Origin of the sequence: Aeromonas sp. FDAARGOS 1407 (assembly GCF_019048725.1) — a bacterium.
Taxonomy (GTDB): Bacteria; Pseudomonadota; Gammaproteobacteria; order Enterobacterales; family Aeromonadaceae; genus Aeromonas; species Aeromonas enteropelogenes.
Window position 1 is genome coordinate 85,819 of record NZ_CP077399.1, and the last position, 16,394, is coordinate 102,212.

Consider the following 16,394-nt stretch of genomic DNA (forward strand, 5'->3'; position numbering starts at 1 on the left):
TTAATACTTGCGGATGGATATCATCTCTATCGAACCCTCATCGTTGATGAAGCCTGTCAGCATTCACCGACGAATCAATGTCTGATAAAGCGTTGTAAACTCTCACCTTCCTGTTTCACGAGGCGGTTCCAGTCGGCCACTTGCAAGCGGACTTCCAGCACAAAATCCCCCTCCTCGCTAAAACCTTCCTGCTCAATCCCTTTCAACTGATAGAGCGCACTGCGCAATCTCGCGGCAGAAGGCGGCAACTGCAGGGTGTGATGCACCATGGAGCCAGCCAGCAGCTCGGTCAGGGCCTGAAACAGATATTCACACCCTTCACCGGTTTGGGCAGACAGCCAGACGCGCAACGGGCGTCCTTCTTCATCCCGCTCCAGGCCAGCCGGACGGTCCGCCAGCTTGTCGATCTTGTTGCAGATCATCAGTTGGGGACGGTCGTCTGCTTCGATCTCGGCCAGCACCAGCTGCACGGAGTCGATATTCTCCTGCATCTGCTCATCGGCACAGTCCACCACATGCAGCAACAGATCCGCTTCGCGGGTCTCCTGCAAGGTTGCCTTGAAGGCAGCGACCAGATCATGGGGCAAGTGCCGAATAAATCCAACAGTATCTGCCAAAATCACATCACCCACATCCCGGATCACCAGTTTACGCAGAGTGGGGTCCAGGGTTGCGAACAGTTGGTCGGCAGCATACACGCTGGCAGCTGTAAGTTGGTTGAACAAAGTAGACTTTCCGGCGTTGGTATAACCAACCAGGGATACTGTCGGTACTTCATTGCGATTGCGGGCGCGGCGCCCCTGTTCCCGCTGCTTGGCTACCTTTTCAAGCCGACGCAAAATCGCCTTGATGCGTTCACGCAGCAGACGTCGGTCGGTTTCAAGCTGGGTTTCCCCCGGACCACGCAGACCGATCCCCCCTTTTTGACGCTCAAGGTGGGTCCAGCCTCGCACCAGGCGAGTAGAAAGATGGCGTAACTGAGCCAGTTCGACCTGCAGTTTACCTTCGTGGGTTCGGGCCCGCTGGGCAAAGATATCGAGGATCAGGCCGGTTCTATCCACCACCCGGCACTGGAACAGACGCTCCAGGTTGCGCTCCTGGGCAGGGGTCAGGGCATGGTTGAAGATCACCACGTCGGCGTCCAGCATCTGGACCTGGGATGCGATCTCTTCAGCCTTGCCACTGCCGACAAAAAATTTGGCACTGGGGGCACTGCGACTGGTGGTGATCACCGCCAGCGCATTGACTCCGGCAGAGCTCACCAACATCTTGAGCTCTTCCAGATCCTCCCGTTCACCCTCATCACTGAAGTTGACATGCACCAGAACGGCCTGTTCGCCAGCTTCATAACGGTCAAACAAGCGCTTGCTCCTTAACAGGAATCATGATGAATCTGAGTTGACGAGTGGACTCGTCCCGGGATATCACGCCTCGGCGTCACCCTGTTCATCAGCACCGCCGTTGGGAGCTGGCTGGTGATGGTTGACGGCACGGGCCGGCACCACGGTGGAGATGGCGTGCTTGTAAACCATCTGGCTCACGGTGTTCTTCAGCAGGATGACAAACTGATCGAAAGACTCGATCTGACCTTGCAGTTTGATGCCGTTCACCAAATAGATAGAAACAGGAATACGCTCACGGCGCAGCGCATTCAAAAACGGGTCTTGGAGAGATTGCCCCTTAGCCATTTTTCTTTTCCTTATAGTTTGTTGTTTTTAAACATCGAATCTCAATATAACAACCTGATTATACAGGGAGTGTCAAGCCACACCAGCGCGAGCAAGCACGCGTTCCAGATTGCCAGACTCACCAGATTCCAACCAGGTCACATCGGGCCAACCGCGCAACCAGGTCATCTGTCGTTTTGCCAATTGGCGGGTGGCAACGATGCCACGATAACGCATCTCATCATACTCTATCTCGCCGTTCAGATAGTCCCACATTTGGCGATATCCGACGCAGCGAATGGAGGGCAGATCCGGGGTCAGATCGCCGCGGGCCATCAGGGCCCTCACCTCCCGCTCGAAGCCCCCTTGCAGCATCTTGTCGAAGCGCTGTTCGATACGCTGATGCAGCACGGCGCGATCGCTCGGCGCAATAGCAAACTGCTGTACCCGATAGGGCAGCCCCTCTCCCTGTACCTGGGTCAATTCGGTGAGCGTCTTGCCGCTGATGCGGTAGACCTCGAGCGCCCGGCTGAGCCGCTGCGGGTCGTTGGGATGAATGCGGGCACCAGCTACCGGGTCGATGCGCACCAGCTCGTCGTGCAACGCCTGCCAGCCGAGGCGTGCCGCCTCTTCTTCAATGCCGGCGCGAATGGCCGGATCGGCGGAAGGCAGGGGTGACAGCCCCTCCAGCAACGCCTTGAAATAGAGCATGGTACCGCCCACCAGCAGCGGAATGCGGCCGCGATCGGCGATCTCTTTCATTTCCCGCAGAGCATCCTTGCAAAAATCCGCCGCCGAGTAGCTCAGGGCCGGATCCAGGATGTCGATCAGCCGGTGAGGCGCCAGCGCCAGCTCGGCCGGGGTCGGCTTGGCGGTGCCGATATCCATACCGCGATAGATCAGGGCCGAATCGACGCTGATGATGTCGCAGGGCAGCGCCTGACACAGTTCGATGGCGAGATCCGTCTTGCCGGAGGCCGTCGGCCCCATCAAAAAAATTGCAGTCGGCAAGTCACTCGCCATGCTTGAACTCCTCCAGCACGGTCGCCAGCGAGAGCGGGCGCACCATGCGAACGTCTGCCAGTTGGTCAGCGTGATCGGCCACAAGTTCCGTCAGCAACCGACTGGCAGTTGAAAAATCGTATACTTTCTCGCGGCTTATCCCCTGCTCCACCAGCCATTGGCATAATACTTCAGCCTGCTGGCCGGCATCACTGTCAGATCCGCCCTCGATGATTTGCAGCAATTCGGGTAACAGCCGCACCAGGTCGGTCTGACGCAGCAAGGCGGGCACCCGAGTCAGGATCATGGTGTCGCGCCCACCGCTTTTCAACTCCAGCCCCATCCGTTTGAGCAAACGCTCCTGCACCTCCACCAGGGTAATCAGGTTTTTGGGCAACTTGAAGGAGACTGGCAACAACAGTGGCTGGGCCGCCAGCCCCTGGCCCCAGGTCTCCAGCAGCCAGTGACGCAGCAGCAGGCGTTCGGCCCGCACCAGCGACAACAGTGCCAGCTGGCCATCCCGCTCCATCAGCAGATAGGCCTGCTCCACCAGAGTAAGCGCCCGGCAACCCTGTTGTGCGGGTGGCCTGGGAGCGTCAGCAGGGGCGTTTGTCGCAACTTGTGCCGATTCGGCGATGGGCAAGGTGGTGAACAGCGCTCCCATGCCCCGCATCGCCTCGCGGCTCGGGGGCTCGGGTGGCTGGTAGCTGCCGGCGCGCCCTGCACCTGCGCTTCCCGATCCTCCTTCTCGCACCTGAGCCGGCGCCCGGTAGTTGTGCTCGGCGCCATACCATTCGGGACGAGGCGCCTGCCCGGGATATTCGATCTGCGGACTGACCGGCAGTTCCACCAGGGTTTCGGCCAGCGGCTCATCGGTGGCGGTACCAGCCCCTTCACGGCGCAGTGCGGTAAAGAGCGCCTGGAAGATGAAGTCGTGGATGAGGCGGGCCTGATGAAAGCGCACCTCGTGCTTGGCGGGGTGGACATTCACATCCACCTGACGGGGATCCAGCTCGATATAGAGCACATAGGCGGCGAAGCGATCGGCGGGCAACAGCTCGTCATAGGCCTGACGGATGGCGTGATTGATGAGCTTGTCGCGCATCATGCGGCCATTGACGTAGGTGTATTGCAGATCATTTTGCGGCCTGGCCCCTTGCGGAGTGGCCAGCCAGCCCCACAGCCGCACGTCGCTGTGTTCGCTCTCCACCGCCAGCGCATGATGCATAAAGGGCGTGCCACAGACGGCGGCAAGGCGGCGCTCCTGCTCCGGCACCGTATTGGCAGCCTTGTACTGGCGTACCACCTTGCCGTTGTGGCGCAGGATCAGGGTGACGTCGAAGCGGGAGAGCGCGATGCGGCGCACCAGCTCGTCGATATGAGCGAACTCGGTCTTTTCGCTGCGCATGAACTTGCGCCGCGCCGGGGTGTTGAAGAAGAGATCCACCACCTCCACTGTCGTACCCACCGGATGGGCCGCTGGCTTGACGGTGACGCTCATCTCGCGCCCCTCGGCCTGGGCTTGCCAGGCTTCGGACTGTTCCTGAGTGCGGGAGGTGAAGGTCAACCGGGAAACCGAGCTGATGGAAGCGAGCGCCTCGCCGCGAAATCCCAGGCTGTTGATCCCTTCCAGATCGTCCAGGGTCGCGACCTTGGAGGTGGCGTGGCGCGACAGCGCCAGCACCAGTTCATCCCGGGCAACTCCGCAGCCGTTGTCACGAATACGGATCAGCTTGGCGCCCCCCTTGTCGATATCGATTTCGACCCGGTCAGCGCCCGCATCCAGGCTGTTTTCCACCAGCTCCTTGACGACGGAAGAGGGCCGCTCCACCACCTCCCCTGCGGCAATCTGGTTAGCCAGAATCGGAGGCAATATACGGATTGGCATCGCTGGCTCCTGCTTTATTTTTTGGGAATGTAGAGCACCTGCCCTATCTGGATTTCCCGCGATTTCAATTTGTTGATCTCCACCAGACGGGCCTGGCTCACCCCGTACCGTTCGGCAAGGCGAGAGAGGCTCTGGCCGCGGGTGACCACGTGGCGGATCATCTTCGACTTGTCGTTGACCCCGGCACTGGTGGTCGCCGAGTAGGGTTTGATCACCCCGGCGCCGGAGGCGCTGCCCACGCTGCTGACCGGTGCACCACTGTCACGCACAGTCGCCGGCATCCGGTTGGTCACTTGGGGTTGGGGAGCCGGTTTGCTCGCGGCCACCTGTCTGGGCGCCGCAGCTGGCTGGCTCGCCACGCTCTTGCCGGTCAGCATGGCCCCCTTGGTCGGGTGGGCGCGGTAATAATTGCGGATCCCCTCGAAGATGGCGCGAGCCAGCTGATCCTGATAGCTGGAGGTGGCCAGCAACTTCTCTTCGGCGTGGTTGGAGATGAACCCCGTCTCCACCAGCACGGAGGGAATGTCCGGCGCCTTGAGCACCGCCAGGCTGGCGTGTTCCGGCGCCTTCTTGTGCAGCCTCGCGACCTTACCCATCGAGCGCAGGATCTGGCGGCTGACGTCATAGCCCTCGGCACGGGACTTGTCCATCGAGAGGTCGAGGAAGGTCTGTGCCAGATAGGGGTTGGGATCGGATTCGGCCAATACCTTGCCGACCCCGCCAAGCAGTTCGCCCTGCTTCTCCTGCTTCTCCAGCCAGCTGCCCATCTCGCGGTTGGCGCGGTTGGTCGACAATACCCAGACGGAAGCACCACGTGGCGTGGAGTTATGGAAGCTGTCGGCATGAACGGACACCAGCAGATCAGCCTTCGCCTTGCGGGCGATTTCGGAGCGCTTGTTCAGATCGACGAAGTAGTCACCACGGCGGGTCAGGATGGCACGCATCCCGGGCTCACGGTCGATGAGAACCGCCAGCTTCTGGGAAACCGCCAGGGTCACCCGCTTCTCGTAGGTGCGACGCGGGCCGATGGAGCCAGGGTCTTCCCCGCCATGACCCGGGTCGATGGCAATCACCACCCCCTTGCCCTTGCCGCCCACCGGCGCCGATCGCACGGCGGCGGCCGAGCGCTTCTCTTCATAGGGCAAGTCGATCACCAGCCGATGCCCATAGGGGCCGGCCGGGGCCAGCGGGAACACCACCGGCTTGATGGCTGAACTCAGGTCCAGCACCAGCCGCAGGTCGCCCTTCTCCTGGGGCGTGCTCTGGCGCACCTTGCGCACCAGTTCACTGTTGTTCTCGACGCGAGCCAGGTTGGTGGCCACGTTCGCCCCTTTCAGGTCGATCACCAGGCGATCCGGACCGGTCAGGGTGAAGTAGTTGTAATTGGGGGCGCTGCTCATGTCGAGCACCACCCGGGTGTTGTCCGGTGATGGCCAGATCCGCACGCTCTTGAGCTGATTCGCCCAGGAGGGTAAGGCCATCAAGGAGAAAGCAATAAGAAGGATCAAGCGCACGTAGATGACAACCGTTCCAGAATGGCTTCGCCAATAGCAGTGCGTGCCTCAATCAGGGCCTCGCGCTGCTCGCCTACATAGGTGAGGGTGATTTCGAGGTCGGGTGCCGGCAGCCAGCCCTCCCCCTTCTCGGACCACTCCACCAAACAGAGGGTGTTGGCAGAGAAGTAGTCGCGGATCCCCATGAACTCCAGCTCTTCGGGATCGGCCAGACGGTAGAGATCGAAGTGGTAGACCTGCCAGCCATCCAGCTCATAGGGTTCGACCAGGGTATAAGTCGGACTCTTTACCTTGCCCTGATGGCCCAGCCCCTGTACCCAGCCCCGGGTCAGGGTCGTTTTACCGGCCCCCAGGGCGCCATGCAAAAACACCGTGGTCGCCTGCTGACAGGCCTGTGCCAGACGGCCACCCAGAGCCACTGTTGCTGCCTCGTCCGGCAGTGTCATCATCAACTGTTTTGCCATGTTCTTCTTTAACTTGTAATGGTGTCGGGATTAACCAGTTTGCGGATCCAGGGCAACAGATCGGACGCCAGCATGCCCCGCTCTCCGTCAGCGGCGGCCAGATCGGCAGCCTCTCCGTGGAGCACGGCCCCCAGCCGGGCAGCCATGGTGGCGGACCAGCCCTGAGCCAAAAGGGCGGCGATTATACCAGATAACAGATCGCCCATGCCGCCACTTGCCATGCCGGGATTGCCCTCGCAACAGAGCGCGATCCCCTCGTCATCGGCAATCAGGGTACCGGCCCCCTTGAGCAGCACAACGCCGCCGTAACGCTGCTGCAAGGCGCGCACTGCGGCAAACCGGTCGGATTCAATCTCGGCGATGGAACACCCCAGCAGCCGAGCGGCCTCGCCAGGGTGGGGAGTAAGTACCCAATTATCCTGATGACGAGGAGCTTGCGCCAGCCAATTCAATCCATCAGCGTCTAAAACCAGAGGAATTTTGCTGGTCAATGCCTGCTCGAACCGGGTGCGAGCCCACTCATCCAGCCCGAGGCCAGGCCCTATGACACGCACCGATGCCCAGCCCCCGTCATCCGCCTCATCGCCTCCCATCAATTCTGGCTGGGATAGACTGACTGGCGGATGAACCGGATGCTGACACACTCGCACCAATCCGGCGCCGGTCCGCAGGCAGGCCCTGGCCGCCAGCAGGATGGCCCCCTGCATGGCGCGATTGCCGCCCACCAGCAGCACCTTGCCATTCATCCCCTTGTGAGCCGAACGCAAGCGCGGCACCAGTTGCGATTTGAGCGCCGGATAATCGAGCCGCCAGGCTGAAGGCGGCACACGCTCATCGGGCATAACGCCAAGCTCATCGCATTCAAGCCGACCGACACAGTCGACCCCATCCCCGGTGAGCATGCCCTGCTTGATGCCGATAAAGGTGAGGGTGCAGGTGGCGCGCACCACGGCCCCCATGGCGCGCCCCGTATCGCCATTGAGTCCGGAAGGCAGATCCACAGCCAGCACGGGCACACCCAAGCCATTGATTGTTGCGACGATCTTTGTCAGTAACGGAGCGAGATGTGTACTGACACCCGTGCCCAGCAGGGCGTCAATGACCAGATCGGGGGGAGGAAGGCTGGCAAGCACCGGGTCTTCGGCCAGCCAGACCTTTCCCCCGCAGGCCAGCCAGGCCTCGGCGGCCACTCTGGCATCCCCCTTCAACTGAACGGGCTCCCTTGCGGCAATCACCACGGGCTCCAACCCATGCTGGCGGGCGAGGCGAGCCAGTACATAGCCATCCCCGCCGTTGTTGCCGGGGCCGGTGAAGATCCACCAGTTGCGACGCTCGGGCCAGTGTCGGATTGCATGGGCAAAGAGGGCCGCACCAGCCCGCTCCATCAGGGCATAGAGCGGTTGCCCTTCACGCCTGGCCCACTCCTGTTCACGGGCGCGGATCTGTTCGGTCCGCCACAGCCCCTGTGATAGACTGTCCGCCTCTTTCTTGCATTCAGCATCCCCGATGACCTGTACCATGACGGCTCCCGACGCTTATCCATTGTCCCGAACCGGCCCAGCCCGGCCCATGATGATGCCTGAGCATCCACTCCTGTTTGCCTTGCAGATCAATTCATTAAGGCATGCAGCGGGATGACGGCCCCCGACTTTGAGCAGTTGGCTCAAGATATCAAGCTCTGGGCCCGCGAGCTAGGATTTGACCAGGCAGGCATCACGGATACGGATCTCGCCATCGAAGAGCCCAGGCTGCAGGCTTGGCTGGATGCAGGCCACCACGGCAGCATGGAGTATATGGCGCGTCACGGCATGATGCGGGCCCGCCCCCACGAGCTGCTGCCGGGCACCCGGCGTGTGCTGTCGGTGCGGATGAACTACCTCCCCTTCGAGGCGGGCTTCGCCGCCACCCTGCGCGATCCGGCTCTCGGCTACATCAGCCGCTACGCCCTCGGGCGCGACTACCACAAGGTGCTGCGCAACCGGCTCAAGCAGCTGGGGGAACGCATCGAGCGGCGCTGCGCTGAGCTGTTTCAAACCACAACCGACCCCATCGGCGAGTGGCGCCCCTTCGTCGATTCGGCCCCCGTACTGGAGCGGCCGCTGGCAGCCAAGGCCGGCCTCGGCTGGGTGGGCAAGCACTCGCTGCTGCTCAATGAGTCGGCCGGTTCCTTCTTCTTTCTGGGAGAGCTCTTGCTCAACCTGCCGCTGCCGCTGGACGAACCGGTCGAAAAGGAACGGTGCGGCAAGTGCATGGCCTGCATCAACATCTGCCCTACCGGCGCCATTGTCGCCCCTTACGTGGTGGATGGCCGCCGCTGCATCTCCTACCTCACCATCGAAAATGACGGTCCCATCCCGCCAGAGTTCAGGCCGCTGATGGGCAACCGCATCTATGGCTGTGACGACTGCCAACTCATCTGCCCCTGGAACCGCTACGCGGACGCCAGCCCGGAGCCTGACTTCAGTGCGCGACCCAATCTGCACCGCCCGCCCCTGCTTGAGCTGTGGCGCTGGAGCGAGAGCGAGTTTCTCAAGCACACTGAAGGGAGCCCCATTCGCCGCATCGGCTACCAGCGCTGGCGCCGCAATCTGGCGGTGGCACTCGGCAACGGGCCGGCCACAGCGGAAGTGATTGACGCCCTGCAACAGGCCCTTGCCGAGGCCAAGCCCCTGGTGGCTGAGCATATCGAATGGGCGCTGGCAACCCTGGCCGGCCGTCGGGAAGAGGAGAGCAAAAAGACTCGCTTGCTGATCCGCTGCATCGAAAAAGGTTTGCCGGATCACGCCTGAGCGATCTGCCCCTTGCCGGCACGCCGCAGTTTTTTCATGCTCTGCCGATCCGTCACGGTCAGCACATTAAAAGGACACCACAGATGCATATGTTGGGAGTGGATATTGGCGGCTCGGGGATCAAGGGCTGTCTGGTCGATACCAAAACCGGCGAGCTGATCGGCGAGCGCCATCGCATTGCCACGCCACAACCGGCCACACCGGCCGCCATTGCCCATACCCTCAAGGCACTGGTGGAGCATTTCAACTGGCAAGGGCCGGTGGGGTGCGGTTTTCCCGCCACCATCCACCACGGGATCGCCAAGAATGCCTCCAACATCGACAAGAGCTGGATAGAAACCGACGCCGTTCACCTGTTCAGCGATGTCACCGGCCAGCCCTGCTACGTGCTGAACGATGCCGATGCCGCCGGTCTGGCCGAGATGAAATTTGGCGCAGGCAAGGAGCGCCAGGGGGTGATCATCCTTATCACGGTAGGCACCGGCATCGGTACGGCGGTGTTTGTCAACGGCCACCTGCTGCCCAATACCGAGCTGGGTCATCTCGTTCTGGAAGGCATGGTCGCCGAGCACTACTGCTCGGATGCGGTGCGCAAGCGCGAAGATCTCTCCTGGAACCGCTGGGGAAAGCGCTTCAACAAGTATCTGGCCCGCCTCGAGTTTCTGTTCTCCCCCGACCTCTTCATCCTGGGGGGCGGCAGCGCTGCCAAACTGGAGAAGTTTGTCGACCGCATCCAGACCCGGGCGCCGCTCATCCCGGCGGCCAGCCTCAACCAAGCAGGCATCATAGGGGCAGCCCTCTATGCCGCCGAGCAGCATCAGGGCTGAACACTTCGGCATTGTGACTACCTCCCATAATCAAGGGGCCCGACAGCCATGCCGGGCCCTTCTTTCATATGGCCTTACAAATCGTCCAGGCGATGCACCCCGTGTACCAACCGGGTCAGGCGGGTCTGCTCCAGCCGGGCCAGATTCTCGAGCAGCGCCGCCGTATCCGAGGTCGGGCACTCGCGGGCCAGATGATTGAGCTCGCCCACCAGCTGCTCTTCCCAACTACACACCCGGGTGACGATATCCTGGGTCTGGGCCGTGGCTGGCAGCTCGAACTGGCGAATGCCGGGCAACATGTCTTCGCTAAACCCCTGCTCCAGCCAGGTCTCCCTTACCGCCTCGGTCAGCTGGCTGCCATACTCGTGCAGGTGAGCGCAGGCGGCGTCTTCCCGCCCCTGCAAATACACCAGCAACATCCGGCTGCGTTCACTGTCCACCTGAGCGGCCAAGCGCCCGTAGCAGAGCCCAAGCTGGTGATGTACCTGCTCCAGATAGTGCAGCAACTGTTTGATCTGTTGGAATCTCATCGCACTGCCCTCCTTGTCTGATGTCCATCCCAGTATAAAAAACCATCTTTCGTGCCCCAATCAGGATCGCGCTGCCCCTTGCGCTATATCAAATGAACGGGCAAGAAGTGCCATAGACGAGGAAACGGGAACGATTTGTGCAACAAAAAGTAAAAAGATAGGGCGGGGCGTGCATAGGTGCTTCAAACGAAGCAGAACAAAAAGGTCGTGCAAAATCCAATATAAATGACATTCAAGCCAGGATTTCCATGTTAAATTCGGATTGATAGCCACATTCATGAATTCAATATTTAGCCCCTCTTCGCCACAAAACATCATCTCGGGAAGGGCATCCTTTTTCTCACTTTTTTAGACGTCTAGATGTATAAATGGTCGTTGACACGGCCATCCAGACATCTTAGCATCATCCTCCATGATGGCAGTGTCACCCAGTGAAACCTCTGCCCAATTCACCCGCCTGTAGCGCCCTGTGCTTTAAGGCTGTTAGCACGGAAGAATCCCATGATTAAGTTGATCGGTCTCAACAAAGTCTACGGTAAAGGCAGTGATGCCGTGCACGCCCTGCGTGATGTCAGCCTGCATGTGCCCCAAGGCAAAATTTTCGGGGTGATCGGTGCCTCCGGCGCCGGCAAGAGCACCCTCATTCGTTGCGTCAACCTGCTGGAGCGTCCGACAGAGGGCCAGGTCATCGTCGATGGCCAGGATCTGGTGACCCTGAGCGAACGGGACCTGACCCAGGCCCGCCGCCAGATCGGGATGATCTTCCAGCATTTCAACCTGCTCTCCTCCCGCACCGTGTCTGCCAACATCGCCTTCCCGCTGGAACTGGCAGGCTGGAGCAAGGACAAGATCCAGCATCGGGTCGCCGAGTTGCTGGCGCTGGTCGGGCTGGAAGCCCGTGCCCACGCCTATCCGTCAGAGCTCTCCGGCGGCCAGAAACAGCGTGTCGCCATCGCCCGGGCCCTCGCGCCGGCGCCCAAGGTGCTGCTGTGCGATGAGGCCACCTCGGCCCTCGACCCGCAGACCACCCGCTCGATCCTGACCCTGCTCAAGGAGATCAACGTCAAGCTGGGGCTCACCATACTGCTCATCACCCACGAGATGGACGTGGTGAAGGGGATCTGCGACGAAGTGGCCATCATCAGTGACGGCCGCCTGATCGAGCAGGGCGAAGTGGCCTGGTTCTTCAGCAATGCCAAGACCCAGCTGGCCCGGGATTTCATCCACTCCACCATCCACCTGGAAGTACCCCAGGAGTATCAGGATCGGATGAGTACGGAGCGGGTACCCGCCAGCTATCCGCTGGTAAAGCTCGGCTTTACCGGCAGCACGGTCGACACGCCGCTCATCTCGGAGGCGAGCCGCCGCTTCAACATCGACATCAGCATCCTGAGCGCCGACATCGAATACGCCGGCGGCGTCAAGTTCGGCTTCCTGCTGGCGGAACTGTTCGGGGATGAGGCCCAGTGCGAGGCCACCCAGCAGTTCTTCATCGACAACCATATTCAGCTGGAGGTAATGGGTTATGTCCGAAGCAATGATTAATCTGCTGTTCACGGCCCTGGGCGACACCCTCATCATGGTGTTTGCCTCCGCCCTGTTCGGCTGCCTGCTCGGTCTGCCGCTCGGCGTGGCGCTGCACGTGACCAAGGCCGGCCAGATCCTGGCCAACCCGCTGCTCAACCGCACCCTCGGCATGGTGGTCAACATCGGCCGTTCGGTGCCCTTCATCATCCTGCTGGTGGCCATCATCCCGCTAACCCGGCTGATCGTCGGCACCAGCATCGGCACCATCGCCGCCATAGTGCCGCTGACCGTCGGTTGCATCCCCTTCATCGCCCGCCTGGTGGAAGGGGCCCTGATGGAGGTGCCGGACGGCCTGCTGGAAGCAGCCAAGGCCATGGGCGCCAAGCCCCTGCAAATCATCACCAAGGTGCTGCTGCCCGAGGCCCTGCCCGGCATCCTCAACAGCGTCACCATTACCCTGGTGACCCTGGTCAACTACTCCGCCATGGCCGGTGCCATCGGTGGGGGCGGTCTGGGTGATGTGGGTATCCGTTACGGCTACCAGCGATTCGACCCGACCGTCATGCTGGTCACCGTGGTTATCCTGGTTGTGCTGGTTCAACTCATCCAGAGCGCAGGTGAGCGCCTGGTCAACAAATACGATCATCGTTAATCGTCGATTTCTGACAGGAGGTTTTATGAAATTTGGCATCAAATCCGTTGCGGCTGCCCTGCTGGCTGGCCTGGTACTGGCCGGCTGCGGCCAGAAAGAAGAGAACAAGAGCCTGAAAGTGGGTGCCATCGCCGGCCCCGAAACCGAGCTGGTCGAAGTGGCCGCCAAGATCGCCAAGGAGAAATATGGCCTGAACGTCGAAGTGGTGACCTTCTCCGACTACGTCACCCCGAACGTGGCTCTGAACGATGGCAGCATCGACGTCAACGCCTTCCAGCACAAACCCTATCTGGATGCCCAGATCCGTGATCGCGGCTTCAAGCTGGTGCCGGTCGGCAACACCTTCGTCTACCCGATCGCCGGTTACTCCAAGAAGATCAAGGCGCTGAACGAGCTGCAGGATGGTGCCCAGATCGCGGTACCGAACGACCCGACCAACCTGGGCCGCTCCCTGATCCTGCTGGAGAAGCAGGGCCTGCTGACCCTGAAAGAGGGTGCCGGCCTGGAAGCCACCGTACTGGATATCACCAACAATCCGCGTAACTTCAAGATCGTCGAGCTGGAAGCAGCCCAGCTGCCCCGCTCCCTGGAAGACGTGGATCTGGCCATCATCAACAACACCTTCGCTGGCCAGATCGGTCTGACCCCGAGCGAAAACGGCCTGTTTGTTGAAGACAAGGAGTCCCCCTACGTCAACCTGATCGTGGCCCGCGAGAACAACAAGGATGACGAGAAGGTCAAACAGTTCGTCCAGTCCTTCCAGACTGACGATGTCTACAAGAAAGGTCAGGAGCTGTTCAAGGGCGGCCTGGTCAAAGGCTGGTAATCATCCATTCGGTAAAAAAGGCCACGCTTTGCGTGGCCTTTTTATTAAGCGCCGCTATCATATCCGCGAGCACGGCAACACGAACATACTGATCACATGAAAAAATGGTATCTGGCCTACTGCAAGCCAAAAGAAGAGGCCCGCGCCCGCGCCCATCTCGATGCCCAGGGTATCGAATCCTATTACCCCATGGTGGAGATCGAGAAGCTGCGCCGGGGCAAGCGGGTTCCCGTTCGGGAACCCATGTTTCCCAACTACCTGTTTATCTTCGTCGATCTGAACGAAGTCACCCCCATCACCCTGAAGTCGACCCGCGGCATCAGCCGGATCATCCACTTCGGCAGCGAATGGACGCCCATCAACAGTGCGCTTGTCTATCAGCTGATGAGCAAGGATGACAGTGACGAGGCGAGAGCCAGTTACGCCAGGCTGCCCAGCCAGGGGGACAAGGTGAAGATAGAGACCGGCCCCTTCGCCGGTTTTGAAGCCATCTATATGGAACCTGATGGCGAGAAGCGGGCCATCCTGCTGGTCAACCTGCTCAACCAGGAGACCCCCTGCAGCCTCGACAACCAGTCCTTCCGCCGGCTGGACTGACCTACGGCTGGCCAGAGCAATCAGCTCTTGCGCCAGTAGGGCTGAAAAAAAAAACGGAGCAGGCCCAGCGGCCTGCCCCGTTTTCATGCTCCTTGTCCGCCTCAGGCATCCAGTTCAAAGCGGCTGATCACCGCCGTCAAACGGCCGGTATCCTGCGCCAGTCGGGCCACTATATCCTCCCCCTGCTGGCTGCGCTGGCTCGACTGCCGGCTTAGCCCGGCGATCTCCTCCACCGTTCCCGCCACCTCCTGGGCCACCCGTGACTGCTGCTCGGTCGCGGTGGCGATCGCCCCCAGCTGGCCCGACAGATCCTGCACCAGCTGCAACATGGCATTCAGCGTGCCGGTCACCGAGTCGACGGCGCCACGCCCCTCCTCCACCAGCCGGGTGCCGCTGCCGACCGTGTTGACAGTCTGGCGGGTTTGCTGCTGGATGCTGGCGATGGTCTGGCTGATCTCCTCGGTGGACTGGCTGGTCCGGCTCGCCAGCAGACGCACCTCATCGGCCACCACTGCAAACCCGCGCCCCTGCTCGCCGGCCCGCGCCGCCTCGATGGCGGCATTGAGCGCCAGCAGATTGGTCTGCTCGGCTATGGTGGCGATCACCTCGGTGATCCTGCCTACCTGCTCGCTCTGGCTGCTGAGCTGGCCCATCGCCTCGTTCGCCTCGGCAATCATGGCGGCGATCTGCTGCATGGTGGCGGTCATGCGGGCCAGCTCGTGGCCGCCCTGGCGAGTCTGCAGCTCGGCCTGCTGAGCGGCTCGCGCCGCTTCGGCGATGTTGCCCGCCACATCCCGGGTACTCACTGACATCTGCTCGATGGCCGCCGCCACCGTATCGACCCGCTGATTCTGACTCGCCAGATCGGTGACGATGGCGCGGGTGGTGCTGCCCACCTCGCCGCAGGCCCCATCCACCTGCCCCACCGCCCCCTGGATCTCCCCCACCAACTGGCGCAGCTGGCCGGACATCTGGTTGATGGAGCCCGTCAGCCCGCCCAGCTCATCCTGGCTCTGTACCGGCAGGGGGCGGGCCGGCAGCCGGCCGTTGGCCACCAGATCGGCCCGCAGCACCAGGCTGGCGATGTCCCGGGTCAGGCGGCGACTGAACAGCAGCGCCACCAGGGTGCCTAGTACGATCACGGTCAGGGTGGCCAGCAGCAAGGTGCGATTGATGGCCTGACCGGCGCTGGTCATCTTCTGGCCCATGCTTTCAACCTCGGCGCGAGTCTGGGTCACCTGGCCGGCCAGCTGGGTCGCCAGCTGGCCGAGAGCCGGTTCAATCTCGGTCGCCATCAGATGGTTGGCCTGATCCCAGTCGGGTGCCTGCCGTTTGCTGATCACCTGCCCTACCAGTTCGGCGAAGGGGGCCGACATCTCCTCGAACAGCGACCAGATCCCCTTCTGCACCTCGGTAAAGTTGGCCTCTTGCTGCTTCAGCTCGGCCACCCGCTGCTGGTGGAACTGGTAATAATCCTGGTATTTGGTGCGATAGTCCGGATCGCCGGAGATGAGGAAGTCGCGCAGGGCGGAGAGCGCATTGGAGAGACCGTTGTAGGCATCCCCCACCTGCTTGAGCAGCAGGCGGCGATCGCCGGGCAGCTGATCCTGCGGGGTGGCCACCTCTTCGTTGGCAAAGGACTGCAGTTGATCGAGGGCTGACTCCGCCAGCGGCCCCGCCTCCTGCAGCATCAGGGTATGGGCGGGCAGGTTCTCGTCGGTATGGGCGATGTCCCACACCTTCTGCTGGCTGGTCTTGAAGGCCTTGAGCGAGCGGGCCAGCTCGGCGGTGAACTGCTGATGCTCGATCACCTGCCAGGCCCCCTCCCACTCCTGTTTGAGGCGGGCGGCCTGCGCCGGATCCTTGCCCAGGATGAGATAGGCCCGCAGGGAGGAGATGGTCGCCACCAGCGCCTTCTGGCTGGCCTCATCCCGTTGCAGGGCGGGCAGAGCCTGCTCCAGCAGGGCACTGCCGGCCTGTCCGATGCGGGCGAGCTGGTGGTAGACGAGGCTGGAAGAGAGGATCACCAGCAGATTGATAAAACAGAAGCTGAGCAGCAACTTGCTTGAAATTTTCATGAACATCCTTGTTTCGTTGCGGGCATCCTGCCC

The 16,394-nt window shown here is 61.5% G+C and carries 15 protein-coding genes; 6 read left to right on the forward strand and 9 right to left on the reverse strand.

The annotated features are described in order from the left end of the window. Nucleotides 1–74: 74 nt before the first annotated feature. From hflX to I6L37_RS00450, 7 genes are all read right to left on the reverse strand, one after another. Nucleotides 75–1,361, reverse strand: coding sequence for a ribosome rescue GTPase HflX (gene hflX, locus I6L37_RS00420; protein WP_042028255.1), 1,287 nt, complete (start codon nt 1,359–1,361; stop codon nt 75–77). Between the two features lie 63 nt (nt 1,362–1,424). Further along, nucleotides 1,425–1,688, reverse strand: coding sequence for an RNA chaperone Hfq (gene hfq / locus I6L37_RS00425; RefSeq protein WP_026456017.1), 264 nt, complete (start codon nt 1,686–1,688; stop codon nt 1,425–1,427). Between the two features lie 72 nt (nt 1,689–1,760). Further along, nucleotides 1,761–2,690, reverse strand: a complete 930-nt coding sequence (gene miaA / locus I6L37_RS00430) for a tRNA (adenosine(37)-N6)-dimethylallyltransferase MiaA (RefSeq protein ID WP_216993012.1) — start codon at nt 2,688–2,690, stop codon at nt 1,761–1,763. Continuing rightward, the gene (gene mutL / locus I6L37_RS00435) at nt 2,680–4,557 is read right to left on the reverse strand and encodes a DNA mismatch repair endonuclease MutL (RefSeq protein WP_216993013.1); all 1,878 of its coding nucleotides are present in this window, start codon (nt 4,555–4,557) and stop codon (nt 2,680–2,682) included. Before mutL ends, miaA begins: the two co-directional genes overlap by 11 nt. 14 nt (nt 4,558–4,571) lie before the next feature. Beyond that, nucleotides 4,572–6,038, reverse strand: coding sequence for an N-acetylmuramoyl-L-alanine amidase (locus tag I6L37_RS00440; protein WP_223380415.1), 1,467 nt, complete (start codon nt 6,036–6,038; stop codon nt 4,572–4,574). Nucleotides 6,039–6,061: 23 nt separating this feature from the next. After that, the gene (gene tsaE, locus I6L37_RS00445; RefSeq protein WP_042028249.1) at nt 6,062–6,535 is read right to left on the reverse strand and encodes a tRNA (adenosine(37)-N6)-threonylcarbamoyltransferase complex ATPase subunit type 1 TsaE; all 474 of its coding nucleotides are present in this window, start codon (nt 6,533–6,535) and stop codon (nt 6,062–6,064) included. Between the two features lie 8 nt (nt 6,536–6,543). Next, nucleotides 6,544–8,055, reverse strand: coding sequence for an NAD(P)H-hydrate dehydratase (locus tag I6L37_RS00450; protein WP_216993014.1), 1,512 nt, complete (start codon nt 8,053–8,055; stop codon nt 6,544–6,546). 114 nt (nt 8,056–8,169) lie between these two features. Between I6L37_RS00450 and queG the strand changes: the two genes are divergently transcribed. After that, complete coding sequence (gene queG, locus I6L37_RS00455; protein ID WP_042070131.1) at nt 8,170–9,324, forward strand: tRNA epoxyqueuosine(34) reductase QueG; 1,155 nt, start codon at nt 8,170–8,172, stop codon at nt 9,322–9,324. An 83-nt stretch (nt 9,325–9,407) separates the two neighbouring features. Then, nucleotides 9,408–10,151 carry a polyphosphate--glucose phosphotransferase gene (ppgK, locus tag I6L37_RS00460; protein ID WP_042070132.1) on the forward strand — a complete coding sequence of 248 codons (744 nt, stop codon included), beginning with the start codon at nt 9,408–9,410 and terminating at the stop codon, nt 10,149–10,151. Between the two features lie 74 nt (nt 10,152–10,225). Here the strand turns inward: ppgK and I6L37_RS00465 are convergent, their stop codons facing one another. Beyond that, the gene (locus I6L37_RS00465) at nt 10,226–10,681 is read right to left on the reverse strand and encodes a hypothetical protein (protein ID WP_026457144.1); all 456 of its coding nucleotides are present in this window, start codon (nt 10,679–10,681) and stop codon (nt 10,226–10,228) included. A gap of 501 nt (nt 10,682–11,182) precedes the next feature. Here I6L37_RS00465 and metN point away from each other — a divergent pair. The 4 genes from metN to rfaH all read left to right on the forward strand — a co-directional run bounded on the left by metN (nt 11,183) and on the right by rfaH (nt 14,283). Then, nucleotides 11,183–12,226 (forward strand): methionine ABC transporter ATP-binding protein MetN, encoded by a 1,044-nt coding sequence (gene metN / locus I6L37_RS00470; protein ID WP_042070134.1) that lies wholly within the window; start codon nt 11,183–11,185, stop codon nt 12,224–12,226. Further along, nucleotides 12,207–12,860, forward strand: a complete 654-nt coding sequence (locus I6L37_RS00475) for a methionine ABC transporter permease (protein WP_042070135.1) — start codon at nt 12,207–12,209, stop codon at nt 12,858–12,860. The genes metN and I6L37_RS00475 overlap by 20 nt, the downstream gene beginning before the upstream one ends. Nucleotides 12,861–12,885: 25 nt before the next feature. Then, entirely contained in the window at nt 12,886–13,686 is an 801-nt protein-coding gene (gene metQ / locus I6L37_RS00480; RefSeq protein ID WP_042070136.1) for a methionine ABC transporter substrate-binding lipoprotein MetQ, read from the forward strand. 96 nt (nt 13,687–13,782) lie between these two features. Beyond that, entirely contained in the window at nt 13,783–14,283 is a 501-nt protein-coding gene (gene rfaH, locus I6L37_RS00485) for a transcription/translation regulatory transformer protein RfaH (RefSeq protein ID WP_026457148.1), read from the forward strand. Between the two features lie 101 nt (nt 14,284–14,384). Here the strand turns inward: rfaH and I6L37_RS00490 are convergent, their stop codons facing one another. Next, nucleotides 14,385–16,361, reverse strand: coding sequence for a methyl-accepting chemotaxis protein (locus tag I6L37_RS00490; RefSeq protein WP_216993015.1), 1,977 nt, complete (start codon nt 16,359–16,361; stop codon nt 14,385–14,387). Nucleotides 16,362–16,394 lie beyond the last annotated feature (33 nt).

Coding starts and splice junctions, on each gene's coding strand:
- tsaE (WP_042028249.1), bottom strand. CDS start 6,535: ATGGCAAAACAGTTGATGATGACACTGCCGGACGAGGCAGCAACAGTG.
- metQ (WP_042070136.1), top strand. CDS start 12,886: ATGAAATTTGGCATCAAATCCGTTGCGGCTGCCCTGCTGGCTGGCCTG.
- I6L37_RS00450 (WP_216993014.1), bottom strand. CDS start 8,055: ATGGTACAGGTCATCGGGGATGCTGAATGCAAGAAAGAGGCGGACAGT.
- I6L37_RS00465 (WP_026457144.1), bottom strand. CDS start 10,681: ATGAGATTCCAACAGATCAAACAGTTGCTGCACTATCTGGAGCAGGTA.
- metN (WP_042070134.1), top strand. CDS start 11,183: ATGATTAAGTTGATCGGTCTCAACAAAGTCTACGGTAAAGGCAGTGAT.
- rfaH (WP_026457148.1), top strand. CDS start 13,783: ATGAAAAAATGGTATCTGGCCTACTGCAAGCCAAAAGAAGAGGCCCGC.
- queG (WP_042070131.1), top strand. CDS start 8,170: ATGACGGCCCCCGACTTTGAGCAGTTGGCTCAAGATATCAAGCTCTGG.
- I6L37_RS00475 (WP_042070135.1), top strand. CDS start 12,207: ATGTCCGAAGCAATGATTAATCTGCTGTTCACGGCCCTGGGCGACACC.
- hfq (WP_026456017.1), bottom strand. CDS start 1,688: ATGGCTAAGGGGCAATCTCTCCAAGACCCGTTTTTGAATGCGCTGCGC.
- ppgK (WP_042070132.1), top strand. CDS start 9,408: ATGCATATGTTGGGAGTGGATATTGGCGGCTCGGGGATCAAGGGCTGT.
- mutL (WP_216993013.1), bottom strand. CDS start 4,557: ATGCCAATCCGTATATTGCCTCCGATTCTGGCTAACCAGATTGCCGCA.
- miaA (WP_216993012.1), bottom strand. CDS start 2,690: ATGGCGAGTGACTTGCCGACTGCAATTTTTTTGATGGGGCCGACGGCC.
- I6L37_RS00490 (WP_216993015.1), bottom strand. CDS start 16,361: ATGAAAATTTCAAGCAAGTTGCTGCTCAGCTTCTGTTTTATCAATCTG.
- I6L37_RS00440 (WP_223380415.1), bottom strand. CDS start 6,038: ATGGCCTTACCCTCCTGGGCGAATCAGCTCAAGAGCGTGCGGATCTGG.